Raw genomic sequence first — 24,436 nt, 5'->3', positions numbered from 1 at the left:
CGTGCCGCTGGGCCGCGACTACGACCGCCAGGACTGCGCGCTCGCCCGCGCTCTCGAGGTGGTCGGCGAGCGCTGGACGATGCTCGTGCTGCGCGACTGCTTCTTCGGCGTCCGCCGCTTCGCCGACCTGCGGGCCCACCTCGACGTCCCGCGCGCCGTGCTGTCGGACCGGCTCGCGACCCTCGTCGACGCCGGCATCCTCGAGCGCCGGCCCTACGCCCCGGGGCGCGAGGAGTACGTCCTCACCGGGACCGGGCTCGACCTCTGGCCGGCGCTGTACTCGCTGTCCCGCTGGGGCGACCGCCACCGCGTGGGCCCGGGCGGCGGGCGGCGCCGCTTCCGCCACGCCGACTGCCCCGCCGGCGGCGCCGACCTCGCCGCCGGCGCCGTGTGCCCGGCGTGCGGGACGCTCCCGGCCCCGGCGTCGCTCGAGACCCGGCTGCTCGACCTCGACGACGACCCCGACCGGCCGCTGCGCGACGACGCCGTCAGCGTCGCCCTGCGCCGGCCCCACCGCCTGCTGACGCCGCTGCCGTGAGGGCCTGACGGCCAGGTGAGGGAATGGGTCGCCGGGGCGACCCATTCCACTCACGTGGCCGGAGGCCATCACCAGGCGCCCACCGGGCGGCGGATGGCCACGTTGGCGTGGTTGAACAGGTTGGTCAGGGCGATCTGGGCGACGAGACCGGCCAGCGCCGTCTCGTCGAAGTGCCGCGCCGCCTCGTCCCACACCTCGTCGGGGACGGCGTCCGGGCGGTCGGCGATCCGCGTCGCCGCCTCCCCCAGCGCGAGCGCGGCCCGCTCGGCGTCCGAGTAGCCCGGCGCCTCCCGCCACACCGGCAGCATGTCGATGCGCTCGTCGGGCTCGCCGTTCTTGCGCAGGCCCTTCGTGCCCGTGTCGACGCAGAACGCGCACCCGTTGATCTGACTGACGCGCAGGTGGACGAGCTCCAGCGTGGTGTCCGGGACCCCCGCGGCGCGGATGGTGCCGATCATCGCGCCGACCGCCTCGCCGAAGCCGGGGAGGGCGCGGGTGAAGTGCTCGAGTCGTACGGTCATGACGGTCTCCCTGTCCCTGGTCACATCCGCCGGTGCGCGGCGGTCATCAGGGAGACGCCCCCGAGCGACGGGATGTGACCGATGGACGAGACCGATCTCGCCGAGCGCTTCGAGACCCACCGCCCCCACCTGCGCGCCGTGACGCTGCGGCTGCTGGGCAGCCCGGCCGAGGCCGACGACGCGGTGCAGGAGACCTGGCTGCGCCTGGCGCGCACCGACACCTCCGAGGTCGAGAACCTCCGCGCCTGGCTGACGACGGTCGCGAGCCGCGTCGCCCTGTCGATGCTGCGCTCGCGGGGGACCCGCGCGGAGTCGCCGATCGACGACGCCCCGGAGGCCGCCGACCCGGAGCCGAACCCCGAGGCCCGCGCGGCGCAGGCCGACGCGCTCGGCGGCGCGCTGCTCGTCGTGCTCGAGCGCCTCGACCCCGCCGAGCGCCTGGCGTTCGTGCTGCACGACATGTTCGCCGTGCCGTTCGACGAGATCGCGACCGTCGTCGAGCGCAGCCCCGCCGCGGCCCGCCAGCTCGCGAGCCGGGCGCGCCGGCGCGTCCGCGGCGGGTCGGCCGAGACGGACGCCGACCCCGCCCGGCGCCGGGAGGTCGTCGAGGCCTTCCTCACCGCCGCGCGCGAGGGCGACTTCGCCGGGCTGCTCAGCGTCCTCGACCCCGACGTGGAACTGCGGGCCGACCGCGTCGCCGTCGCCGCGGCCGCCGCGAACCCCGGGGCGCCGGCGGTGACCGACGCGATGCACGGCGCCGACGCCGTCGCCCGCGTCTTCTGCGGGCGCGCCCGGGCCGCCCAGCCGGCGCTGGTCGACGGCGCGCTCGGTGCCGCCTTCGCCCCGGGCGGGACGGTCTACTCGGCGTTCGACCTCGTCGTCGTCGGCGGCCGCATCGTCGCGATCGAGATGATCGCCGACCCCGACGTCCTCGCGAGCGTGGACGTCGAGCTGCGGTGATCGTGGCGGCTTTCCTGACGTTCAACGTGAGCGTGGCCGCCACGCTGACACACCCCGTGCGTCAGATCAGCCCCATCTTCGAGGCGGCGTAGACGGCCTCGGCGCGGCGGGTGACGTCGAGCTTGCGCATGAGGTTGCCGACGTGGAACTTCACCGTCGTCTCGGAGATGAACAGCTCGCGACCGATGGTGCGGTTCGACATCCCGCGGGCGAGCAGGCGCAGGACGTCGAGCTCGCGGCCGGTCAGCGGGTCGCCGTGGGGCTGCTGGCCGTTGAGCGAGCGCACGACGGCCGCCGCGGAGCGCGAGTCGAACGCCGACTCGCCGCGCGAGACCGCGCGGATCGCCGAGGTCAGCTCCGTGGTGTCGACGTCCTTGACGACGTAGCCGCGCGCCCCGGCGTGCACGGCCTCGACGACGAGGCGGTCGTCGAGGAACGTCGTCAGCACGAGCACGCCCACGCCCGGGTGCGCCTGCGTGAGCTGGCGGCACAGCTGCAGGCCCTCGGAGTCGGAGCTGGTCGAGAGCTTGAGGTCGAGCAGCACGATCGTCGGCCGCTGGTGGGCGACGACGGCGAGCGCCTCGGCCGCGCTGGACGCCTCGCCGACGATCGCGAACTGCGGCTCGCGCTCGAGCACCGAGCGCAGGCCCTGCCGGACGATGGCGTGGTCGTCGACCAGGACGATGCGCACCTCCCCGCGCTTGGCGGTGGAGCGTGCTGGCACGCGGATCTCGGTCATGACCTGCTCCTGGCTTCCTCGGCGTGCGGTGAGGGGTTCTCGGTGGGCTCGGTGGGCTCGGCGGGCGCGGACGGCGCCGCGGTCGGGCAGGGGGCCAGCGGCACGCCGACCTCGACCCGGATGCCGCCCTGGGGTGCGCGGCGGATGCGCAGGGTGCCGCCGATCTCGCGGGCCCGCTCGGCCATGTTCACCAGGCCGCGGTGGGAGCCGTCGAGGTCGCCGGCGGCGGCGACGCGCAGCGAGCGTCGCACGTGCTCGGGGTCGCCGGTGCCGTCGTCGGACACCGACAGCACCAGGCGGTCCTTGCGGTAGGCCAGCCGGACGACGGCGACGGTCGCCTCGGCGTGCACGGCCGCGTTGAACAGCGCCTCGCCGGCCACCCGGAACAGCGAGCGCTCGGCCGCCGACGACAGCGCGAGCGGCCGGCCCTCGATGCGCACCTGGACGCGCAGGTCCGACGGCATGTGCACCGTCGAGAGCTCCTCGAGCATCGCGGGCAGGCTCTGCGGGCCCCGGTCGCCGGAGTGGTTGAGCGCGTAGATCGCCGAGCGCAGCTGCTCGACGGCCCGCCGGGTGAGCGCCTTGGCGGTCTCGAGACGCTCGCGCTGGCGCTCGTCGCGGATCTCCGAGCGCACGACCTCGATCTGCATGCCGGCCGAGAGCGCGTACTGGGTCACCGAGTCGTGCAGCTCGCGCGCGATGCGGTGGCGCTCGGAGTCGAGCACCTCGCGCTGGCGGGCGACGGTGAGCGCGTCCCGGGTGCGCTGGAGCTGGTCGTTGCGCGCGGCGAGGTCCTCGGCGTGCCGGCTGGCCTCGCCGTAGAGGCGCATCGTGCGCTGGTGCAACGCCGAGTTCTGCAGCGCGGCGGCCGTCTGCCCGGCGAGGACGCGCAGCACCGAGGCGTCGGTGGCGTCGATCGCCCGCTCGGCGCCGGTCCAGGCCACGATCTCGCCGACGACGTCGCCGTCGAGGTGCACCGGGACGTGCAGGTGGTGGGGGTCGTGCTCGACGTCCGCACCATTGGTGGCGGCCCCGCTGTCCTCGTGGCGGTGGCCCTCCCCCGAGCGCACGGCGTGCAGGTGGGTGACGACCCACGGCGGCAGCTCCGGGTCGTCGGCGTCGACCTCGTCGCCGGCCGGGCCGAGCACCAGGTGGCGCGGCGCGGCCTCGGGGAGCGCGCCGTCGGCGAGGGCGAACACCACCCAGTGGGCGGTGAGGTGGTCGGCGGCCGCCTCGGCCACCGAGCGCACGAGCGTGCCCGGTCCCTCGGTGGTGCGGACCAGCGCGCGGGAGATCCGGTCGAGGGCGTGGATCACCCGGCGCAGCCGCTCGGCCGAGGCCAGGTACTCGATGTAGAAGGACGGCTTGCCCGACCGGATGCCGGTGAGCTGGTCGAGGTCGTGGTGGTCGGTCTCCGTCCGGCTGCTCACGGAGCGCTCCGCGCCCACATGACGCGCGACAGCACTACAGCGCCGCCCGGAACAGCGCCTCGATGTCGGCCTGGTCGGCCTCGCGGGGGTTGGTCGACAGGCAGGCGTCGGCGAGCGTCATCGTCGACAGGATCGGGACGTCGGCCTCGGTGACGCCGATCTCGCCGAGGCCCTTCGGCACCCCGAGCTCGTCGGCGATCCGGCGGACCTCCCCGGCCGCCCACTCCGCGGCCTCGACGGCCCCCGCGGTCGAGTCCGGCGCGACCCGCCCGGGCAGACCCAGCGCCTGGGCGATCGGCACGAACCGGTGCGGGTCGGGCTCGGCGTTGAAGCGGATGACGTGCGGCAGCAGCACCCCGTTGATGACGCCGTGCGGCAGGTCGAGCAGCCCGCCGATCTGGTGGCTCATCGCGTGGGCCGCCCCGAGGATCGCGTTGGTGAACGCCAGCCCGGCCTCCAGGGCCGCCTGGGCCATGTTGGTGCGCGCGTTGTCCTCGGCCGGGTGGTCCATGGTGCGCTCGAGGTTCTCGCCGACCAGCGCGATCGCCTGCAGCGCGTGGTGGTCGGTGAGCGGGTTGTGGGCGCGCGAGACGTAGGCCTCGATGCCGTGGGTGAGCGCGTCGAGCCCGGTGGCGGCGTTGAGCCAGTCCGGCATCGTGGTGAGCAGGTGCGGGTCGACGATCGACATGTCGGGCACCAGCGCCCGTCCCAGGATCGTGATCTTGGTGTTGCGCGCCGTGTCGGTGACGATGCAGAACTGCGACACGTCCGCGCCCGTGCCCGAGGTGGACGGCACCATGACCATCGGCGGGATGGGCAGCGCCATCCGGTCGACGCCCTCGTAGTCGGTGATGAGCCCGCCGTTGCCGGCCAGCAGCGCGATGCCCTTGGCCGCGTCGATCACCGAGCCGCCGCCGAGCGCGACGATGACGTCGCAGCCCTGCTCGCGGTAGACGACGTGCCCGGCCGCGATCTCGTGGTCCTTCGGGTTGGGCGTGACGCCGTCCCACACGGTGGTCCGCAGGCCCGCCTCCGCCAGGTGGGCGCACAGCTGCGTTGGCCAGCCGGCGGCGCACAGCCCGGGGTCGGTGACCAGCAGGGGCCGGCGCGCGCCGAGGCGCACCGCGGCGTGGGCCGCCTCGGACAGCGACCCGGGGCCGAAGAGGATCTCCGGGACGTGGAACTTCGCGAGGCGGGGGGTCCCCGTGCTCGAGCGTGAGGTGGCCCGTTCGGCCGGGCTCCGCGTCGGGGCGACGGCTCCCCCCACCGGCTCCTGCGAGCGGCGATGGGCGATGACCGACTCCCCGGCCCGGGTCACGCTGTCGACGAGGACCACGCTGCCCCCTCTCTGCCGACCGGCCGAATGGCCGACCAGCACGACGATGTTGCCCACGTTACAGAGAGACAGCGGGCGACGGCAGGGTGACGGACAGGTTCCTGTGGTGCCCGATCGGTGCAGGTCGCGACGCAGGTCACACCGGTCAGGCCGCCTGCGGCGAGGCCGGTCGATCCACGAGGAAGGCCTCCTCGGACCACCACCGCCGGAACGTCGCCGGGCCGGCCCCTTCGACCAGACGGCGGGTCTGGCTGTCCTGGGCCAGCATCGCCTCGATCTTGCGGTCCAGCCGGTCGCCGGAGAGCCGCAGGTGCAGGCCGGGGTCGACGTCGGCCGCGGGGTCGTCCATGAAGACGCCGAACGCGTCGTTGACCGCGGCGAACCGGCGGGTGAAGCCGGGCGCGAGCACGGCCCGCAGCAGCTCGACCTCCGGCGCGACGGCGTTGCGCGCGCGGGTGGTCCAGCGCCCCACCGCGCGGTGGTCCTCGTGGCCGGTCACGCCGTCGGGACCGAAGGTGACGATGGTGTCCGGGCGGACCTCCTCGATGACGGTGGCGATCCGCCGCGCCGCGAGGGGCTCGGCGGCGTCGGCGCACGCACCGTCGCCGTAGCCGAGGAAGCGGTGCTCGTCGACGCCCAGGACGGCGAGCGCGGACTCGAGCTCGCGCTCGCGCAGCCGTCCGAGGCGCTCGGGCGGCCAGCACGCGGGGTCGTCGGTGCCCTGCTCGCCGCGGGTGGCGGTGACGAGGACGACGCGGTCGCCGCGCTCGCGCGCCGCGAGGATCAGGCCGGAGGACAGGAAGGTCTCGTCGTCGGGGTGGGCCCAGACGCCGAGCAGCGTGCCGGTCATGACAGGACCTCCACGACGATCGCGACCGCGACGGCGGCCAGCACGGGCAGGGCGGGGTTCCGGAAGCGCCAGGCGACGAGGCCGGCGACCACGAGCGCGAGGTGGGTGGGGCCCGGCACGACCAGCGCCGCCGGGCCGGCGTGACCGACGACCGCGGTGACGACCAGGCCGGCGAGGGCGGCCGGCGCGAGGTGGGGCAGGCCTCGGCGCAGCGCGGCGGGCAGCCGGTGTGCGGGGACGAGGGTGATCAGGACGATCCGGAGGCCGTAGGTCGCGACGGCCGGGACGAGGAGGGTCATGACGCGCTCCGGTCGGTGAGGGTCGCCGCGACCACACCGGCGGCGATGCCGCACAGCAGGCCGAGGCCGGCGGGCAGGGACGCGGCGAGGGCGGCGGTGACCCCGGCGACGGCGGCACCGACACGGGCGGTGCGGGCGCGCAGCTGGGGCACGAGCATCGCGAGGAACATCGCGGGCGCCGCGACGTCGAGCGCCGACGACGTCGGCAGCACGGGGGCGAGCAGGGCGCCGACCGCGGTCAGGGCGGTCCACGCGATCCCGAGACCGACGCCCGCCGCCGTCCAGTAACGACGGAACGTGACGGGGTCGTCGAGCTCGGCGCCGGACAGCTCGCGACGGCGCGTGACCATCGCGTAGGTCGGGTCGACGACGAAGTGCGGGGCGACCCAGCGGAACCAGCGTGGCTGGCCGCGGAAGTGCGCCTCGAGCGCCGCGGCGTAGAGCAGGAAGCGCGCGTTGACGAGGCTGACCGCGGCGAGCACGGCACCGAGGCCGGCGCCGCCCGCCATCAGGGTCAGCGCGGTGAGCTGGCCGCTGCCGCCGTAGAGCAGCGGGGCGCTGAGGATGCCGGTACCCGCGCCGACGCCGCTGCGGACGGCGGTGACGCCGATGAGCAGCGCGAAGGGCGTGAGCCCGAGGACGACCGGCGCCAGGTCGCGCACGGCCGTGCGGACCTCGCCGCCGCGGAGGGTGTGACGCTCGGTGATGAACATGGGATGACCATGCCGTCGCGAGCCGGTTCCCTACATCGGTGCCTGCTCCCCATGTTGCTCTGCGTGCCCACCCACGCCAGGGGAGCGGGACTGCCCATCCCCGCCGGCGGAAGGGCACGGCTGGACGCGTGACGGCAGCTCCCCGCGAGCGGCACGTCCGGCGAGTCGGTCGACCCCTCGATCATGCCCACCGTGCCGGTCGCCGGCTCCCGGACGGGCCTAGCTGGGCTGCCTGACCCGGCGGTCCGGCACCACGCCCAGGGCCCGGGCGGCCGCGGCGGCCTCGCGCCGGGTGGGGACGTCGAGCTTCCCGAGGATCGCCGAGACGTGGTGGTCGGCGGTCTTCTCGGAGATGTAGAGCCGCGCGGCGATCCCCGCGTTCGTCAGCCCCTCGGCGAGCAGGCGCAGCACGTCGACCTGCCGCGCGGTGAGGCCCGCCGGGTTGGTGCGCGTCGTGGTCCGCGGGCGGGCGGGTACGCCGGTGACGCCGCGGGCGCGCAGGTCGCGACGGACCTTGGCGGCCACGGCGTCCGCGCCGAGCCCGTCGAGCAGCTCCAGGGCGGCGAACGCGTCCGTCGGCTCGCCGGTGTCGACCAGCGCGAGGGCCTGCTCGTAGGGCGAGCCGAGCTCCGCCCACGCCCGCGCGGCGCCGGCGGCGTCGCCGTCGAGCAGCAGGCGGTAGGGCCCGTCGGCGGGCGGGACGGGCGGAGTGGCCCAGTGCCCGAGCCGTCGCAGCCAGAGCGCGAGCTCCGCGGCCGACCACTCGGTGCCCGGGCGCGCGCCGATCTCGGCGAGCAGGTCGAGCACGTCGGCGAGGCGGGCGTCGGGCGCGCCGGTGACCCAGCACCGCTCGGCGAGCGCGGACGCGGCCGGGAGCAGGCGCAGCGGCTCGCCGAAGCGGACCGCGATGTCCCAGCCCCGCGCGAGGTGCGCGTCGGCGTCCTCGCCGCCCCGGCGCAGCGCGACCAGCCCGAGCATCAGCGAGGGCCACGTGTGCGTCAGCAGCGACCCGGAGTCGGTGAGCACGCCGCGGGCGTCGTGCGCGGCCTCGTCCCAGGCGCCGCGCAGCACGCGCAGCCGCGAGCGCACGCCGCGCTGCCAGTGCTCGCAGATCGGGTACTCCCACTGCACGGTCAGCGGCAGGCTCCGGTCGAGCACCTTCTCGGCCGCGTCGAGGCGCCGCTGCTCCACGTCGAGGTTGGCGAGCTGCGTCCAGCACGTGGAGTGCTCGACCTTGACGTCGTCGCCGACGGCCTCGAGGGCGCCCAGGAGCCGGTCCCGCCCGGAGGCGTCCCCGGTCATCATCGCCACGACGGTGTCGAGGAGCAGCAGCCGCACCTCGAGGGCGTCGTCGGCCGCGTCGGCGGCGTCCGCCGCGGCGGTGCGGGCGCGCTCGAGGAGCTCGCGGGCGGTGGCGAGGTCGTTGTCCTGCATCGCCAGGAACCCCTGGGCCGCCAGCGCGTGCCCGAGGAGCCCGGCGGCCGACGTGCCCGGCTCGGCGCGGGGACCGAGGACGTCGATGGCCGTGGTCGCGTGCTCGACGGCCCGGGCGCGCTCGCCGTGGTACCACTCGAACGACGCCAGCGACCGGTGCCCGGCGCCGACGCCGTCGGTGTCCCCCTCGACCTGCCGCCAGCGGATGGCGCGGTGGGTCGCCGCGATCGCCTCGTCGAGCCGGTTGGTGAGGAAGAGCTCGTGCGCGAGCAGCTCGCAGAGCCCGGCGCGCGCGGCGAGGGCCTCCTGCGGGGCGTGCTCCAGGGCCGTCGTGAAGAACCGTGCGGCCTCGGTGTGCGCGCCCGCCGTCGCGGCGCCGCGGCCGGCCCGCGCCGCGTACCGGAACGCGCGCCCGTCGTCGCCCGCGGCCAGCGCGTGGTGGGCGAGGACGGCCGGGTCCGGGTCCGGGAGCGTCTCCAAGGCGTCGATCATGCGGCGGTGCAGCGCGACCTCGCCGCCGGGCGGGATGGCGCCCGCGACCGCGAGCCGGCAGATGTCGTGGCGGTAGGTGACGCCGCGGCGGTCGCGGCCGATGAGGCCCGCCGAGTCCAGCGTTCGCAGCGGCGCGATGCCGACGCCCAGGGCGGGCAGCAGGGTGTCCGGGACGGGGCCCGGCGCGCAGGCGAGCAGGTCGGCGAGGTCGCGGGCGTCGGTGTCGAGGCCCGCGGTCCGGGCGAGGACGGCGTCGCGCACCGACACCGGCAGTTCCCCGGTGCCCTGGCTCACGACCTCGGTGACGAAGAACGAGTTGCCCCGGGTGAGCCGGTGCAGGTGGCCGGGGTCGATGCCGCGCCCGCCCACCAGCGCTGTCACCGCCGCGACCGACAGCGGGCCGAGCTCCAGCCGCGTCGCGGACGGGGTGCGGGCGACGTCGCCGAGCAGGGCGCGCAGGGCCGGCTGCGGATCCGGCTCGTCGGCCCGGTAGGTGGCGAGCACCAGCGAGCGCGTGCCCCCGACGCGGCGCAGCACGAAGCGCAGCAGGTCGATCGTCGCCTCGTCGGCCCACTGCAGGTCGTCGACGACGAGGAGCAGCGACCGGTCGCGCAGCATCGTGAGGAGCGCGCGGTGGATCTCGTGGGGGTGCACACCGGCGTGCAGGAGGCCCGCGACGGGCTCGCCGAGGTCGGCGGCGACGTCGTGCAGCGGGCCGAGGGGGCGGGGCACGCCGAGCGGGTCGCACACGCCCCACAGGACCTGCACCTCACCGGAACCGTCGTCGAGACCGGCCGCGAACTCCCGCGCGAGCGAGGTCTTGCCGATCCCCGACTCCCCCGCCAGCAGGACGACCGAACCCGCCCCGGCGCGCGCCTCCTGCCACGCGCGCGCGAGGAGGCGCTGCTCGGCCTCGCGCTCGAGAAGGTCCACTCCAGTGACGGTACGTGATCATCATCACCCACGAAATGTCCCGAACGGCCTAGTCATCCCGGCGGAACCTAGGGAGGTCCTCCCGATGACTGCTGCGCTGCGTGAGCGGAGCCTTCTCCTCACCAGCCGCACACCCGGACCGGGAGCACCTCATGACCGAGACGACCACCGCCACCGACGTCGCCGCCGACCAGGCCCTCAAGGCGCGCCACCGCACGATGTGGGGCCTCGGCGACTACCCCGACGTCGCCGCCCGGCTCATCGCCGAGCTGGGCCCGCGGCTCGTCACCGCGACCGGCATCAGCCCCGGGGAGCGCGTGATCGACGTGGCCGCGGGCACCGGGAACGTCGCCGTCCCCGCCGCACTCGCCGGCGCGGACGTCGTCGCCTCCGACCTCACCCCGGAGCTGTTCGTCGCCGGCCGCGAGTTCGCGGCCCGTCACGGCGTCGCGATGCGCTGGGAGGAGGGCGACGCCGAGGCGCTGCCCTACGACGACGACACCTTCGACGTCGCCACGTCCTGCGTCGGCATCATGTTCGCGCCGCACCACCAGCAGGCCGCCGACGAGATCGTCCGCGTCGTCCGTCCGGGCGGGCGGATCGGGATCATCAGCTGGACGCCCGCGGGCTTCGTCGGCGACCTGTTCAAGACGATGAAGCCGTACGCGCCGCCGCCCCCGCCGGGCGCTCAGCCCCCGCCGCTGTGGGGCGACGAGGAGCACGTGCGCACCCTGCTCGGCGACCGCGTCACCGACGTCGAGGCGCGCACGCAGACCGTGCGGGTGTCGTCGTTCGGCTCGCCCGAGGCCTTCCGCACGTACTGGAAGGTGACCTACGGGCCGACGATCGTGGCCTACCGCAACGTCGCCGACGACGCCGAGCGCACGGCCGCGCTCGACGCCGACATCGCCGGCGTCGCCGCCCGCCACGACCGCGGCGACGGGTCGATGGACTGGGAGTACCTGCTCCTGACCGCCCGGGTGGTCTAGGGGTCGTCTAGAGCGAGGCCGCGGAGATCGCCGGCTCGACGTTGGACTCGGAGTGGATGGGGCCCTCGCGGTCGGACAGCGGGGTGCCCCGTCCGCCCCACTGCTGGGCGATCATCTCCGCGGCGATGGACACCGCGGTCTCCTCCGGGGTGCGGGCGCCGAGGTCGAGGCCGATGGGGCTCGACATCCGGGCCAGCTCGGCCTGGGTCACGCCGGCCTCGATGAGCCGCTGCTCGCGGTCCTCGTGGGTGCGCCGCGACCCCATCGCCCCGATGTAGCCGATCTCGGGCAGCCGCAGGGCGACCTCGAGCAGCGGCACGTCGAACTTCGGGTCGTGGGTGAGCACGGCCAGCGAGGTGCGCGAGTCGATCCGCCCGGCCTCGGCCTCCTTGGCGAGGTAGCGGTGCGGCCACTCGACGACGACCTCGTGGGCCTCCGGGAAGCGGCTCGACGTCGCGAACACCGGGCGGGCGTCGCAGACAGTGACCCGCATGCCGAGGAAGGTGCCCATGCGCGCGACGGCGGCGGCGAAGTCGATGGCACCGAACACGATCAGGCGGGGCGGCGGGGCGAAGGACTCGACGAAGACCTGCAGGCCCTCGCCGCGGCGCTCGCCGTCGGTGCCGTAGGACACCAGCGCCGAGCGCCCGGCCGCGAGCAGGCCGCGGACGTCGTCGCGCAGCGCGTCGTCGAGGCGAGCCGAGCCCGTGCTGCCCTCGACCTCCTCGGGCCACACGACCAGCCGGCGCCCGATCCGGTCGGCGGGACCCGAGACGACGGTGGCGACGGCGACCGAGCGGTGCTCGCGCACGGCGGCGGCGATGGCCCCGAGCTGCGGGAACGACTCGCGGTCGACCTGCTCGACGTAGACGTCGAGGATGCCGCCGCAGGTCAGGCCGACGGCGAACGCGTCGTCGTCGGAGACGCCGTAGCGCTGCAGGGTCGCCTCGTCGGTGCCCTCGAGGATGCCCGAGCCGAGCTCGTACACCGCACCCTCGACGCAGCCGCCCGACACGCTCCCGACGGCCTGGCCGTCGTTGCCGACGAGCATCGAGGCCCCCGGCTGTCGCGGGGCGGACCGGAAGGTCCCGACGACGGTGGCGAGCGCCGTCGGACGGCCCTCCGACCACCAGGACTCCAACGTGGGCAGTACGTCACGCATCCCGCAGCACCTCCAGCAGCTCGGCCAACGTGGTGAGGGAGTGGCCCGCCAGCAACCGGTCAACGTGCGGGAGGGCCGCCGCGATTCCCCCCTGCACCGGCGCGTAGCCGCTCTTGCCGGCGTGGGGGTTCACCCAGACCACCCGATGGGCCAGACGGGCGAGCCGCGCGGCCTGCTCGCCGAGCAGGTCGGCGCCCCCGCGCTCCCAGCCGTCGGAGAACACGACGACGACCGCGCGCCGCGCGACCCCGCGCTGTCCCCAGCGGTCGAGGAACGCGCGCAGGACCTCGCCGAGCCGGGTGCCGCCCGACCAGTCCGGGATCGCGCGCCCGGCGTCGGCGAGCGCGCGCTCCGGGTCGCGCTGGCGCAGCTCGCGGGTCACCCGGGTCAGGCGCGTCCCGAGCGTGAACGTCTCGACGGCCTGCGGCGTGCGCCGGGTGACGACGTGCGCGAAGCGCAGCAGCGTGTCCGCGTAGGGGCTCATGGAACCGGACACGTCGATGAGCAGCACCACCCGGCGCGGGCGCTCGCGGCGGGCGCGGCGGCGCAGGTCGCCGATCTCGCCGCCGTTGGCCAGCGCCGCGCGCAGCGTGCGCCGTGGATCGGGCTCGCCGCGGCGGGCGGGCCGGCGGCGCCGGGCGCGACGCTTCGGCGGGGCGGGGCGCAGCAGGGCGAGCAGCTGTTTGAGGTGCTCGCGCTCGCCGATGGAGAGCTCGGCGATGTCGCGGTCGCGCAGCACCTCCTCGCCGGAGGCGGCGACTCGCAGCTCGGGGGTCTCCTCGTCGTCGCCCTCGCCGGAGCCGGGCGGCGGCTCGGTGAGCGCGGCCATCGTCGAGATCCGCGGCTTGGGCGGCGCGGGGCGGCCCATCCGCTGGTCGCGCGGGTCGGCCGAGAACCAGGCGGCGAACGCGTGGTCGTAGCGCACGACGTCGTCGGGGTCGGCGCACAGCGTCAAACGCCCGGCCCAGTAGGTGGCGACCTCGCTGGCCAGGTCCGACAGTCGTAGCGCCTGCAGGTAGGCGGCGACGCGGTCGGTGGTGACGGGGACGCCGGCGTTGCGGACGAGCCGGGTGAAGGCGACGAAGTCCTCGAGGACGGCGTCCTCGTCGGGCGGCGCGGCACCCCCGCGGAGGTCCTCGACGACCCCGGACGCCAGCACGGCACCGGCGTGGGGGCGGGGAGCCGGCGTGTCGCTGCTCCCACCCCTGTCGCTCGTGGTCATGAGGCGAGCAGGGCGTCCAGCTTGTCGCGCGCCCGGTCCGCGTCCTCGCGGTACTTCAGCACCGCGCCCAGCGTGGCCGTCGCCGACGCGAGGTCGAGGTGGCGGGCCCCGATCAGCTGCAGCGCCTGCGCCCAGTCGATCGACTCCGCGACACCGGGCGGCTTGAGCAGGTCGAGCCCGCGCAGCCCGTGCACGGCCTGGGCGACCTGGGCGGCGAGCTCCTCGGGGAGGTCGGGCAGGCGCCGGCGCAGGATCGCGGTCTCGCGGGCGAGGTCCGGGTGCTCGAGCCAGAGATAGAGGCAGCGGCGCTTGAGGGCGTCGTGCACCTCGCGCGTGCGGTTGGAGGTGAGGACGACCAGCGGGGGCGTCTCGGCGCGCACGACCCCGATCTCGGGGATCGTCACCGAGTTCTCGGCGAGCACCTCGAGCAGGAAGGCCTCGAACTCGTCGTCGGCGCGGTCGACCTCGTCGACGAGCAGCACGCACGGCGCGTCCTGCAGGGCCTGCAGCACCGGCCGCGCCAGGAGGAAGCGGCGGTCGTAGAGGGAGGACTCGACGGCGTCGACGTCGAGCTCGGTGTGCGAGGCGCTCGCCGACGCCTCGAGCGCGCGCAGGTGCAGCAGCTGGCGCGGGAAGTCCCAGTCGTAGAGGGCCTGCGAGGCGTCGATGCCCTCGTGGCACTGCAGGCGCACGAGGGGCAGGCCCAGGGACTCGGACAGCGCCTGCGCCAGGGCCGTCTTGCCGGTGCCCGGCTCGCCCTCGCAGAAGAGCGGGCGACCCATGCGCAGCGCCAGGAAGGCTGCGGACGCGAGGCCCTCGTCGGCGAGGTAGCCGGTGGTGTCGAGGGCCCGCGCCAGGTCGTCCGGGCTGCTGGGTTCGGTGGTCACGCTCACTGCTCCAGCATGTCCTAGCGCCGGTGGGGTAGCCACCGGACGGGCCTGTGACCGCTCCCGCGCCTGAGATGCGTTGGGCTGAACGGCCGTGTGGATGGCGTGAGGCCACGCACAGAACGGATCTGCGACGCGCCGGACGGAAACGCTTGCGCGAGAGATCGACTCCGTGCGTGAGCAGGAGATCCGTGCCCTCGTCCAGCACGACGGCGTCACGAACGGTCACGAGCGGGTGACGGCGGTCGCATGAGCACGGCTTGAAAGACGCGGTGTGCTCCGTACCGTCCCTGGCGGCCCTCTGCGAGCACCCGACCGGTGCCGAGGGCCCGACACCCTCGGGACCGCCGCGCCGACGCTCGTCCAGCGTTCCCGGGTGACCTGCCCCGAAACGAAAGTGGCGGACCGGACGAGCGCGAGGACAGCAGGGCCCCGGGTGCCCCTGAGCACCCACGGGCGGTGAGGCCGCGTGGAACCGGCCGTCGACCCGCTCGCGAGGCTCCGCCCGTGCGGCGCGGTACGGAGAGAGGTCATGGCTCGGAACACCGATGAGTCGCTGGCGCGCGCCCTCGGACGGCGCGCCGCCCAGTTCGCCCTGGTGGGCGCGGTCGCCGCGGCACCGATGGCCCTGACCACGGGCCTGGCGTCCGCCGACACGGACTGGGACGAGCTCGCCCAGTGCGAGAGCAGCGGCGACTGGAGCACGAACACCGGCAACGGGTTCGGCGGCGGCCTGCAGTTCACCGACTCCACCTGGCGCGCCTTCGGCGGCTCCGGCCAGCCGGAGGACGCCAGCCGCGAGGAGCAGATCCAGGTCGCGGAGCGCGTCAAGGCCGAGCAGGGCATGAACGCCTGGCCGACGTGCTCGAAGAAGACCGGCAACACCGACGACTCGGCGAACACCGAGTCCGACTCCGGTTCGTCGAGCTCCAGCTCGTCCGACTCCGACGACTCGGACTCCGAGGGCATCCGGTCCGCCGCGCCCGCCGAGAAGCCGGCCCAGCCGGCGGCCGCCCCGGCCGCTCCCGGCGCCGCCCACACCGTCGCCTCCGGCGACACCCTGAGCTCGATCGCCGCCGCCAACGGCGTCTCGTGGCAGTCCGTCGCCGAGCGCAACGGCCTGGCGAACCCGGACGACCTCAGCGTCGGGCAGCAGCTCGCCCTGCGCTGATCTCAGCCGTACCGCGCACCCGACGGCCCCGGCTCCCGCGTGGAGCCGGGGCCGTCGTGTATGTGAGCTGACTCACAGGTCTCAGGTACGCGGCGTTCCGTCCCGCTCACGGTCGGCCACATCGAGTCCCCGGAGCTGCACTTTCGTCACCCGTTCGTGACTTCCGCGGATTCTCACGAACCTGAGAGCCACGCGCCGTGACGCCGCCGGAGATCTAACCTCGGTCCGTCGGCCCGCGCGGCGGCGCCGACCGAGGCCCGGGCGCTCCCCCTGTCCGACGGGCTCGTTCCCCCGCATCATCTGTGCCCGGACAGGGGCGCCCGCGACCGGTGCTCCCCCGTCCGCTCCCCCACGCGACGGCCCGGCGCGACGCGCGCGCGGCCCCGTGGAGAAGCGTGGACATCGTTGACCCCGTGCTGCCCGCAGCACTCGCCGCTCGTGGACGTCACCGCGCGGCGCGCCGCCCCGGCCGCGTCGGCCGCGCCGCCCTCGCCGTCGTCGCGGCCGGCGCCCCCGTGGTCCCCGCCGCCCTGCTCGCGGCCCCGGCCGCGCACGCCGACACCGACTGGGACGCGCTGGCCCAGTGCGAGAGCGGCGGCGACTGGGGCATCAACACCGGCAACGGCTTCGGCGGCGGCCTGCAGTTCACCGACTCGACCTGGCGCGCCTTCGGCGGTTCGGGCCAGCCCGAGGACGCCAGCCGCTCGGAGCAGATCCGCGTCGCCGAGCGCGTCAAGGCCGAGCAGGGCATGAACGCCTGGCCCACGTGCTCCCGCAAGACCGGGCAGACCGACAACTCGCCGAACACCGGGTCGTCGGGCTCGTCGGGCTCGTCGTCGGCGTCCAGCGACTCCGACGACGATGATGATGACGACTCCGGCAGCAGCTCGAGCAGCAGCCGCTCGGAGACCCGCCAGGTGCGCGACTCGGGGTCGTCGTCCTCGTCGTCCTCGTCGGCGGGGTCCTACACCGTGAAGAACGGCGACACGCTCAGCTCGATCGCCGCGTCGCACGGTCAGACCTGGCGCACGCTCGCCGCGGCGAACACCGACGTCATCAGCGACCCGAACATGATCCTGCCGGGGCAGACGCTCTCGATGAGCTGACGGCTCCGCCCCGAGCACCGAGGGGTGGAGCGGCGGCGGGTGGCTCGGTGCGAGGGCCTCCCTGGCTGCGTCCCACGCATCCGGGGAGTCCCTCGCTCCCCACAGGGCGAGCCACCGGGGCGTGGGTCAGGGGCAGTTGACCCATTCCTCGGTGCCGTCGGTGAACTCCTGGCGCTTCCACACCGGCAGCTCGCGCTTGACGGCGTCCACGAGCTCGCTGCAGGCGTCGAACGCCTCGCGGCGGTGCTCGGCGGCGACGGCGCAGGCCAGCGCCACGTCGCCGATCCCCAGGGGGCCGACGCGGTGGGTCACGGCGAGCGCGCGCACCCCGGGGAACTGCCCGGCGACCTCGGCGGCGACCTTCTCCACCACGGCCGCGGCGCTCGGGTGGCCCTCGTAGTCCAGGGCGGTCACCGAGCGGCCGTGGTCATGGTCGCGGACGACGCCCGCGAAGGTGACGACGGCGCCGGCGGCCGCGTCGTCGACCATCGCGGCGTGCTCGGAGACGTCGAGCGGCTCCTCGGTGACGGTCGCGCGCAGGACGCGGGCGGTCTCCGGTGCACTCACTGGTGGTCCCCTCCCAGGATCTGGTCGACGGCGTGGGCCAGCACCGGCTCGAGCACGGCCAGCCCGTCGCGCACCCCGCCCGGGGAGCCGGGCAGGTTCACCACCAGGGTGCGCTTGGCGACCCCCGCCACGCCACGTGACAGCACCGACGCCGGCACCTTGTCCGCGCCGGCGCGGCGGACCGCGTCGGCGAGGCCCGGGATCTCGTAGTCGATGACCGCCCGGGTGGCCTCGGGCGTCGCGTCGGTGGGCGAGATGCCCGTGCCGCCGGTGGTGACGACGACGTGGGCGCCGTCGGCGACCGCCTCGCGCAGCGCCGCGGCGACGGGCTCGCCGTCCGGGACGACCACGGGGTCGGGCGTCGTGAACCCCTGCCCGCGCAGCCACTCGACGATGATCGGGCCGCCGCGGTCGGTGTAGACGCCGGACGCGGCGCGGTTGGACGCCGTGACGACGCGCGCCCGCCGGGTGGGGTCGGGCGGCTCAGCGGCCGTCGGGTCGGGTCCAGACACCGGAGCGGCCCCCTTCCTTGTGCTCGAGGCGCACCGCGTCCAGCGTCGCCGCCGGGTCGAGCGCCTTGATCATGTCGTGCAGGGTCAGCCCGGCGACGGCGACCGCGGTCAGCGCCTCCATCTCGACGCCGGTGCGGTCGGCGCTGCGGGCGGTGGCGGTGATGGCGACGTGGTCGTCCCCCACCTCGAGGTCGACGGTGACCCCGGCCAGCGGGATGGGGTGGCACAGCGGGACGAGGTCCGGCGTGCGCTTGGCGCCCATGATCCCCGCGACCCGCGCGACGCCGAGCGCGTCGCCCTTGGGGACGGTGTCGTCGCGCAGCGCCGCGGTGACCTCGGCCGTCGTGTGCATGACGCCGGTCGCGGTCGCGGTGCGGCGCGTGACCTCCTTGTCGCCGACGTCGACCATGCGCGCGGCGCCGGTCGCGTCGACGTGGGTCAGCCCCGAGCTCTCACTCATCGGTCCAGCTCCGCTTCGCTCCGTGTCCTACTCATCCGCCGCCTCCGTCGCCCTCGCGGTCTCCTCGCCGACGGCCAGCGCCTCGCCGACGGGGACGCGGTCGCCGTCGCGGTCGGACTCGGCGACCTTGCGCACCGCCGACGCCACCGCGGTCGCGACCGTGCTGTCGAAGACGCTGGGCACGATGAACAGCGGGTTCGGCTCGGCGACGACGTCGGCGATCGCGGCCGCCGCGGCGAGCAGCATGACGTCGGAGATGCCGCGCGCGTGGGCGTCGAGCAGCCCACGGAAGATGCCCGGGAAGGCGAGCACGTTGTTGATCTGGTTCGGGTAGTCGGACCGGCCGGTGGCCACCACCGAGGCGTGCCGCTGCGCGATCGCCGGGTCGATCTCCGGGTCCGGGTTGGCCAGCGCGAAGACCACGGCGCGCTCGGCCATCCCGGCGACGTCGGCCTCGGAGAGCAGGTTCGGCGCCGACACCCCGATGAACACGTCGGCGCCGGGCATCGCGTCGCGCAGGTCGCCGGTGCGGTGCTCGGCGTTGGTCTGCTCGGCCACCCACCGCAGGCTCTCGTGGAGGCCGGGGCGGTCCGGGTGGATGATCCCCTCGACGTCGACGGCGAGCAGGTCCTTCGGGGCGAGCGGCAGCAGCAGCCGGATGATCGCCGACCCCGCGGCGCCGACGCCGCAGACGACGATCCGGCAGTCGTTCATCTCCTTGCCGACGACGCGCAGCGCGTTGCGCAGGGCGCCGAGCACCACGACGGCGGTGCCGTGCTGGTCGTCGTGGAAGACGGGGATGTCGAGCATGTCCCGCAGCCGCTCCTCGATCTCGAAGCAGCGCGGCGCGGCGATGTCCTCGAGGTTGATCCCGCCGTAGACGGGGGCGAGCGCGCGGACGATCGAGATGATCTCCTCGGTGTCCTGGGTGTCGAGGCAGACCGGCCAGGCGTCGACGCCGGCGAAGCGCTTGAACAGCGCCGCCTTGCCCTCCATCACCGGCATCGACGCAGCGGCGCCCAGGTTGCCGAGCCCGAGCACCGCGGAGCCGTCGGTGACCACGGCGACCGTGTTGCGCTTGATCGTCAGGCTGCGGGCGTCGTCGGGTCGCTTCGCGATGGCCTGGCAGACCCGGGCGACGCCCGGCGTGTAGGCGCGCGAGAGGTCCTCACGGGTGCGCAGGCCGACCTTGGGGTTGACCTCGATCTTCCCGCCGAGGTGCACGAGGAAGGTGCGGTCGGAGACGTTGCGCACCCGCACGCCGTCGAGCGCGTCGAGGGCGTCGGTGATCTGGACCGTGTGCTCCTCGGACAGCGCGTTGCAGCTGATGTCGACGATGATCGAGTCGGTGCGCGACTCGACGACGTCGAACGCCGTCATGACGCCGCCGACGCGCCCCACGGCGACGGCGAGGTCGCCCGCCGCGGTGGCGCTCGCCGGCGCCTCGACGCGGGCCGTGATCGCGTAACCGGGTCCCGGGACGGTCACCGTGTCTCCTCTCGTCGAGCCGCACTCACCGGTCCGGCTCCGCTCCGCTTCGCGTCCCCACCCAGCGCTGCAGGTCGTCGGGGGTGTCGAGGTCGTCGTCGACGGCGACGTCCCCGATCTCCACGGCCGCCACGTCGTCCCGGCCGCGCAGGAAGCCCCGCGCCCCGGCGTCGCCGGCGGCCGCCGCGTGCACAGCCTCCCAGTGCGCCCGGCCGATCAGCACGGGGTGGCCCGCCCGGCCCCCGACGGCGCCGCGGGCGAGCACGTCGGGGCCCTCGGCGCGGGACGCGACCCGCGCGAGGGCCTCGGGCCCGATGCCCGGGGTGTCGACGAGCGTGACGAGCGCGGCGACGGCGTCGGTCTCCTCGAGGGCCTCCAGCCCCGCGCGCAGGGAGGCGGCCTGGCCCTCGGTGTCCCAGCCGGGCGCGGGCACCCAGGTGGTCCCGGGGTCGAGGAGCGCGGCGGTGTCGGGCAGGCCCGCCCCGAGCACGACGACGACGGGCGCGAGCCCCGCGGCCCTCAGCGCCCGGGCCGCGCGGCGCACCAGCGGCTCGCCGTCGAGCTCGACGGCGGCCTTGGGGCGGCCCATGCGCCGGCCCCCGCCCGCCGCGAGCAGGAGACCGGCGACAGGGCTCATGTCGATGGTCCGGCTCCCCTATCGGCGTGCTGAGCTCACGGCTTCGCGCCCTGTCTAGCGGTTGATCTCCGTGACCGGGTGCTCGTAGCCGAGCTGGTCGGCCGGCAGGGGGAACTCCGTCTCGCCGAACGGCGACGGCGAGCCCTGCGTGGGCGCCATCAGCTCCGTGATCGGGTGGCCGCCCTCGACCTCCGGCCACCAGGGATCCTGGCGCGGCGGGGTGTCGTGCTGTGCTCCGGTCGCGTGGTCGTCGGCCATCTCTCCCTGTCCTCCCGGTCGTCGGAGCCCCAGTCTGCCGCACCTCGGGGGTGTGCGCGCCCGGCCCCGACTACCGTGGGACGTGATGTCCGGCCGGACCCTCCTCGACCACCTGCGCGCCCAGGACGACGACACCCTGGGCGCGCTGCTGCGCGCCCGCCCGGATCTCGCCCTGCCCGCCCCCGCCGACACCGGCGTGGTGGCCACCCGCGCGAGCGTGCGGATGTCGGTCGGGCGCGCGTGCGAGGACCTCGACGCGTTCGGCCTCCAGGTGGTCGACGCGCTGCTCGTGGTGCGCGCCGACGAGGGCGCCGTGGCCGCGGGCGACGTCCTCGCGCTCCTCGGCCCGGACCGCGCGCAGGCCGGCCGGGCCGCGCTCGCGGACCTCGAGAGCCGCGCGCTGTGCTGGCCCGACGGCACCACGCCGGTCCCGGAGCTCGCGGCCGCCGACCCCGCCGCCCGCACGGGCCTGCGCGCGGTGCCGGCGTTGCGCGACGTGTCGGTGCGCTACCCCGGCGGGCTCGGGCGCCCCGCACCGGAGTTCTCGGAGATCGCCACCGCCGACGACCCCGCCGCCGTCGTCGACGCCCTGTCCGCCGACGAGCGCGCGGTCGTCGAGGCCCTGTCGGCGGACGGGCCGATCGGCCGCAGCCGCGCCCAGGGCCCCGACGACGGACCGGTGGGCCGGCTGCTCGCCGCGGGCCTGCTCGTGCGGGTCGACCACGAGACCGTCGAGCTCACCCGCGAGGCCGCCCTCGGCGTGCGCGGCGACCGCCCGCTCGGCGACGTCGCCCTCACCGACCCGATGCCGGCGCCGCGCGTGCGGGCTCCCGCCGACGTCGACGCCACCGCCGCCGGGGAGATCCTCGAGGTGGTGCGGCGCGCGGAGGCCGTGCTGACCGCGTGGTCGGACGCCCCGCCCGCGGTCCTGCGCTCCGGCGGGCTCGGGGTGCGCGACCTGCGCCGCGTCGCCCGCGACCTCGGGCTCACCGAGGCGGACGCGGCGCTGCTGGTGGAGGTGCTCGCCGGGGCCGGGCTCGTCGCCGTCTCCGAGGGGGCTGACGCCGCCTGGACGCCGACCGTCACCGTCGACCGCTGGTTCGCCGCGGGCCCCGACGTGCGCTGGGTGATGCTCGCCCGGGGCTGGCTCGACACCCCGCGCGCGCCCTCGCTGGTCGGGGCGCGCGACGTCGGCGACAAGCTCATCGGCCCGCTCTCCGACGAGGCCCGCCGGCCCTGGGCCCCGGCGCTGCGTCGCCGCGTGCTCGACCGGCTGCGCGAGTTCGACGACGGCGAGGGCCCGCCGAGCGCCGACGACCTCATCGCCTCCCTGGCCTGGCGCGCGCCGCGCAAGGGCGGGCGCCAGCGCGACGAGATGGTCCGCACGGTGCTGCGCGAGGCGACGACGATGGGGCTGGTCGCCCACGACGCGATCACCTCGGCGACCCGCGAGCTGCTCGTCCCGGTGCGCGGCCCGGGCGACGACCCGGACGCGGCCGCCGCCGCGGCGCTGCGTCGCGCGCTGCCCGACCCCGTCGACCACGTGCTGCTGCAGGCCGACCTCACCGCGGTCGCGCCCGGGCGCCTCGAGCCCGAGCTCGCCGCCGCGCTCGACCGCGTCGCCGACGTCGAGTCCGCGGGCAGCGCCACCGTCTACCGGATCAGCGAGGCCTCGGTGCGCCGCGCGCTCGACCTCGGGCAGACCGCGGCCGACCTGCACGAGCTGTTCTCCACGCGCTCGGCCACCCCGGTGCCCCAGGGCCTGACGTACCTCGTCGACGACGTCGCGCGCCGCCACGGGCGCCTGCGCGGCGGGGCGGCGGCGTCCTTCCTGCGCTCGGAGGACGAGGCGCTGGTCGCCGAGGTGATGGCGCACCCCGAGGCCGAGCGCCTCGAGCTGCGCCGCATCGCGCCGACCGTGCTCGTCAGCCCGCAGCCGCTGGTCGAGGTGCTCGAGGCGCTGCGCGCCGCCGGGCTGTCACCGGTCGCCGAGGACGAGGTCGGCGGGGTGCTCGACCTGCGCCCCCGGGGCCGGCGCACTCCCGCGAAGCGCCCCGAGCGCGCCGTCGGCACCACGCCGTCGCTCTCCGAGGACCAGATCACCGCGCTCGTCGCCCAGCTCCGCGCCGGCGACCGCGCCGCCACCGCGAACCGGGGCCGCCCGACCGGGGCGGGGGCCGGGCGCACGGCCACCTCGGCCACCGTCGCCGTCCTCGCCGAGGCCGCCCGCACCGGGCGCAGCGTGTGGATCGGGTACGTCGACGCCCACGGCACCGCGTCGCAGCGCGTCGTGCGCCCGCTGCGCGTCGGCGGCGGTGTGCTCGAGGGTGTCGAGGACGACGGCGAGACCAACGGCACCACGGTCGGCGCCACCCCGCTGTCCTTCGCGCTGCACCGGATCACCTCGGTGAGCGTGCTCGCCGACCGCTAGCCGGCGCGCTCAGGCCCGCGCGCCGACCGCCCACACCTGCATCGCGTGCTCCACGAGCGCGATGAGCGCCTGCTTCGTCGACTCCCGGTCGCGGGCGTCGACGGTCAGGATCGGCACCGCCGGGTCGATCGCGAGCGCCTCGCGGACGTCCTCGAGCTCGTGGCGCAGGATGCCGTCGAAGACGTTCACGCCGAGCACGTAGGGCAGGCGCCGGTCCTCGAAGAAGTCGACCGCCGCGAAGCAGTCGGCGAGCCGCCGGGTGTCCGCGAGCACCACCGCGCCGATCGCGCCGCGCACCAGGTCGTCCCACATGAACCAGAACCGGTCCTGCCCGGGGGTGCCGAACAGGTAGAGGATCAGGTCGGAGTCGAGCGAGACGCGGCCGAAGTCCATGGCCACCGTGGTGGTGCGCTTGTTCGGCACCGCCGAGAGGTCGTCGACGCCGGAGCTGGCGTCGGTCATCACGGCCTCGGTGGTCAGCGGGTCGATCTCGGAGACCGAGCCCACGAACGTGGTCTTGCCGACCCCGAACCCCCCGGCCACGACGATCTTGGCTGAGGTGGTGGTCGGGACCGGCTCGGCGCCCCCCGCGTCAGAGCCGTCGTAGTCCACTCAACACCCTTTCCATCAACGCCAGGTCCGGGACGTCGCCCGAGGTCGAGGCGGTCTGATGCACCACGACGGTGCCCTGCGAGGCCATGTCGCCGATGACCACCCGGGCCACGCCGAGGGGCAGCGTCAGCAACGCCGCCACCTCCGCGACGGACCGGGGTTCGCGACACAGCTCCGCCACGGCGCGGTGCTCGTACTGGGGGATCCGCGAGAGCTCGCGCCCCGCGGGGCCGACCGAGACGAGGGTCTCGACGGCGAGGTCGTAGACCGGGCGGGTCCGCCCGCCGGTCCAGGCGTAGGGACGCACGATCGCGACGTCGTCGGCGCGCTCGCCCGGTGGCTCGGGTTCCGGGAGCTCGTGCCGCGGGGGGCCGGCCTGCGGGACGCCGTAGGGAGCGGTCGGCGGCTCCCCGGGCGCCAGGGCGTGGGCGCCGTCGGGCACGCCCTCGCCGTACAGGTAGCCGTCGGGGGCGACGGTGCCGTCACTCGGCGGTCCGGCCTCGTCGCCCGCCGGCGCGGCGGGCGCCGACGGTGCCGGGGACTCCGGCGCCTCCTCGGCGTCGCGGCGTCGCCGGAAGAGCCCGCGGCGTTCGCCGCGCGGCGCCTTCGGTGCCCCGCTGATGCCGTTGAGGACGTCGGCGAAGGACTCGCCGGGGTCATCGCTCACCGGTCGTCACCCCCTCGTGACG

The 24,436-nt window shown here is 75.6% G+C and carries 23 protein-coding genes and 1 pseudogene; 6 read left to right on the top strand and 18 right to left on the bottom strand.

The window, feature by feature from the left end; translation table 11 throughout:
• The first annotated feature begins 1 nt into the window (after position 1).
• Positions 2 to 538: a winged helix-turn-helix transcriptional regulator gene (locus tag WCD58_RS08685; RefSeq protein WP_337701656.1), complete on the top strand. Its 537-nt coding sequence runs from the start codon at positions 2 to 4 to the stop codon at positions 536 to 538.
• 68 nt (positions 539 to 606) lie between these two features.
• Here WCD58_RS08685 and WCD58_RS08680 read toward each other — a convergent pair whose 3' ends face one another.
• Positions 607 to 1,059: a carboxymuconolactone decarboxylase family protein gene (locus WCD58_RS08680; protein WP_337701654.1), complete on the bottom strand. Its 453-nt coding sequence runs from the start codon at positions 1,057 to 1,059 to the stop codon at positions 607 to 609.
• 81 nt (positions 1,060 to 1,140) lie between these two features.
• On the opposite strand from WCD58_RS08680, the gene WCD58_RS08675 reads away from it, so the two are divergent.
• A complete protein-coding gene (locus tag WCD58_RS08675) occupies positions 1,141 to 2,019 on the top strand; it encodes a sigma-70 family RNA polymerase sigma factor (protein ID WP_337701651.1) in 879 nt (292 codons plus the stop codon).
• A 61-nt stretch (positions 2,020 to 2,080) separates the two neighbouring features.
• Here the strand turns inward: WCD58_RS08675 and WCD58_RS08670 are convergent, their stop codons facing one another.
• The 7 genes from WCD58_RS08670 to WCD58_RS08640 all read right to left on the bottom strand — a co-directional run bounded on the left by WCD58_RS08670 (position 2,081) and on the right by WCD58_RS08640 (position 10,245).
• The gene (locus WCD58_RS08670) at positions 2,081 to 2,758 is read right to left on the bottom strand and encodes a MadR family response regulator transcription factor (protein ID WP_337701649.1); all 678 of its coding nucleotides are present in this window, start codon (positions 2,756 to 2,758) and stop codon (positions 2,081 to 2,083) included.
• Positions 2,755 to 4,188, bottom strand: coding sequence for a MadS family sensor histidine kinase (locus tag WCD58_RS08665; protein WP_337701647.1), 1,434 nt, complete (start codon positions 4,186 to 4,188; stop codon positions 2,755 to 2,757). Before WCD58_RS08665 ends, WCD58_RS08670 begins: the two co-directional genes overlap by 4 nt.
• A gap of 34 nt (positions 4,189 to 4,222) precedes the next feature.
• On the bottom strand, positions 4,223 to 5,455 hold the full coding sequence (locus WCD58_RS08660; protein WP_373696197.1) for an iron-containing alcohol dehydrogenase: 1,233 nt from the start codon (positions 5,453 to 5,455) through the stop codon (positions 4,223 to 4,225).
• Positions 5,456 to 5,669: 214 nt separating this feature from the next.
• Positions 5,670 to 6,374 (bottom strand): PIG-L family deacetylase, encoded by a 705-nt coding sequence (locus tag WCD58_RS08655; RefSeq protein WP_337701643.1) that lies wholly within the window; start codon positions 6,372 to 6,374, stop codon positions 5,670 to 5,672.
• Positions 6,371 to 6,673, bottom strand: a complete 303-nt coding sequence (locus tag WCD58_RS08650; protein ID WP_337701641.1) for an AzlD domain-containing protein — start codon at positions 6,671 to 6,673, stop codon at positions 6,371 to 6,373. The genes WCD58_RS08655 and WCD58_RS08650 overlap by 4 nt, the downstream gene beginning before the upstream one ends.
• Positions 6,670 to 7,386 carry an AzlC family ABC transporter permease gene (locus WCD58_RS08645; protein WP_337701639.1) on the bottom strand — a complete coding sequence of 239 codons (717 nt, stop codon included), beginning with the start codon at positions 7,384 to 7,386 and terminating at the stop codon, positions 6,670 to 6,672. Before WCD58_RS08645 ends, WCD58_RS08650 begins: the two co-directional genes overlap by 4 nt.
• A gap of 219 nt (positions 7,387 to 7,605) precedes the next feature.
• Positions 7,606 to 10,245, bottom strand: coding sequence for an AAA family ATPase (locus tag WCD58_RS08640; RefSeq protein ID WP_337701636.1), 2,640 nt, complete (start codon positions 10,243 to 10,245; stop codon positions 7,606 to 7,608).
• Positions 10,246 to 10,397: 152 nt separating this feature from the next.
• Between WCD58_RS08640 and WCD58_RS08635 the strand changes: the two genes are divergently transcribed.
• Positions 10,398 to 11,234, top strand: a complete 837-nt coding sequence (locus tag WCD58_RS08635; RefSeq protein WP_337701634.1) for a class I SAM-dependent methyltransferase — start codon at positions 10,398 to 10,400, stop codon at positions 11,232 to 11,234.
• 7 nt (positions 11,235 to 11,241) lie between these two features.
• Here WCD58_RS08635 and WCD58_RS08630 read toward each other — a convergent pair whose 3' ends face one another.
• Genes WCD58_RS08630 through WCD58_RS08620 form a run of 3 tightly spaced genes read right to left on the bottom strand, consistent with a single transcriptional unit; the run spans position 11,242 to position 14,505 of the window.
• A complete protein-coding gene (locus tag WCD58_RS08630) occupies positions 11,242 to 12,396 on the bottom strand; it encodes an XdhC family protein (protein ID WP_337701631.1) in 1,155 nt (384 codons plus the stop codon).
• A complete protein-coding gene (locus tag WCD58_RS08625; protein WP_337701629.1) occupies positions 12,389 to 13,618 on the bottom strand; it encodes a vWA domain-containing protein in 1,230 nt (409 codons plus the stop codon). Before WCD58_RS08625 ends, WCD58_RS08630 begins: the two co-directional genes overlap by 8 nt.
• On the bottom strand, positions 13,615 to 14,505 hold the full coding sequence (locus WCD58_RS08620; RefSeq protein ID WP_337701626.1) for an AAA family ATPase: 891 nt from the start codon (positions 14,503 to 14,505) through the stop codon (positions 13,615 to 13,617). Before WCD58_RS08620 ends, WCD58_RS08625 begins: the two co-directional genes overlap by 4 nt.
• Before the next feature lie 532 nt (positions 14,506 to 15,037).
• On the opposite strand from WCD58_RS08620, the gene WCD58_RS08615 reads away from it, so the two are divergent.
• Entirely contained in the window at positions 15,038 to 15,676 is a 639-nt protein-coding gene (locus WCD58_RS08615) for a LysM peptidoglycan-binding domain-containing protein (RefSeq protein WP_337701625.1), read from the top strand.
• 413 nt (positions 15,677 to 16,089) lie between these two features.
• Entirely contained in the window at positions 16,090 to 16,782 is a 693-nt protein-coding gene (locus WCD58_RS08610) for a transglycosylase family protein (protein WP_337701623.1), read from the top strand.
• A gap of 126 nt (positions 16,783 to 16,908) precedes the next feature.
• Here the strand turns inward: WCD58_RS08610 and WCD58_RS33595 are convergent.
• The 5 genes and pseudogenes from WCD58_RS33595 to WCD58_RS08580 all read right to left on the bottom strand — a co-directional run bounded on the left by WCD58_RS33595 (position 16,909) and on the right by WCD58_RS08580 (position 20,704).
• A pseudogene (locus WCD58_RS33595) lies at positions 16,909 to 17,861 on the bottom strand (molybdenum cofactor biosynthesis protein MoaE).
• The gene (moaC, locus tag WCD58_RS08595) at positions 17,833 to 18,321 is read right to left on the bottom strand and encodes a cyclic pyranopterin monophosphate synthase MoaC (RefSeq protein ID WP_337701617.1); all 489 of its coding nucleotides are present in this window, start codon (positions 18,319 to 18,321) and stop codon (positions 17,833 to 17,835) included. Before moaC ends, WCD58_RS33595 begins: the two are co-directional and overlap by 29 nt.
• Before the next feature lie 27 nt (positions 18,322 to 18,348).
• Positions 18,349 to 19,809 (bottom strand): NAD-dependent malic enzyme, encoded by a 1,461-nt coding sequence (locus WCD58_RS08590; RefSeq protein ID WP_337701615.1) that lies wholly within the window; start codon positions 19,807 to 19,809, stop codon positions 18,349 to 18,351.
• Positions 19,810 to 19,834: 25 nt separating this feature from the next.
• Positions 19,835 to 20,446, bottom strand: coding sequence for a nucleotidyltransferase family protein (locus WCD58_RS08585; protein WP_337701613.1), 612 nt, complete (start codon positions 20,444 to 20,446; stop codon positions 19,835 to 19,837).
• 54 nt (positions 20,447 to 20,500) lie between these two features.
• On the bottom strand, positions 20,501 to 20,704 hold the full coding sequence (locus WCD58_RS08580) for a hypothetical protein (RefSeq protein ID WP_337701611.1): 204 nt from the start codon (positions 20,702 to 20,704) through the stop codon (positions 20,501 to 20,503).
• Between the two features lie 85 nt (positions 20,705 to 20,789).
• Here WCD58_RS08580 and WCD58_RS08575 point away from each other — a divergent pair, with 85 nt between their 5' ends.
• On the top strand, positions 20,790 to 23,135 hold the full coding sequence (locus WCD58_RS08575) for a helicase-associated domain-containing protein (RefSeq protein WP_337701609.1): 2,346 nt from the start codon (positions 20,790 to 20,792) through the stop codon (positions 23,133 to 23,135).
• 9 nt (positions 23,136 to 23,144) lie between these two features.
• On the opposite strand, the gene WCD58_RS08570 is transcribed toward WCD58_RS08575, so the two are convergent.
• Positions 23,145 to 23,747 carry a GTP-binding protein gene (locus tag WCD58_RS08570; protein WP_337701606.1) on the bottom strand — a complete coding sequence of 201 codons (603 nt, stop codon included), beginning with the start codon at positions 23,745 to 23,747 and terminating at the stop codon, positions 23,145 to 23,147.
• Positions 23,728 to 24,414 carry a DUF742 domain-containing protein gene (locus WCD58_RS08565; protein WP_337701604.1) on the bottom strand — a complete coding sequence of 229 codons (687 nt, stop codon included), beginning with the start codon at positions 24,412 to 24,414 and terminating at the stop codon, positions 23,728 to 23,730. The genes WCD58_RS08570 and WCD58_RS08565 overlap by 20 nt, the downstream gene beginning before the upstream one ends.
• Positions 24,415 to 24,436: the final 22 nt, after the last annotated feature.

Origin of the sequence: Actinomycetospora flava, from assembly GCF_037400335.1 — a bacterium.
GTDB lineage: Bacteria > Actinomycetota > Actinomycetes > Mycobacteriales > Pseudonocardiaceae > Actinomycetospora > Actinomycetospora flava.
This window is presented reverse-complemented; position numbering and strand designations above follow the sequence as displayed.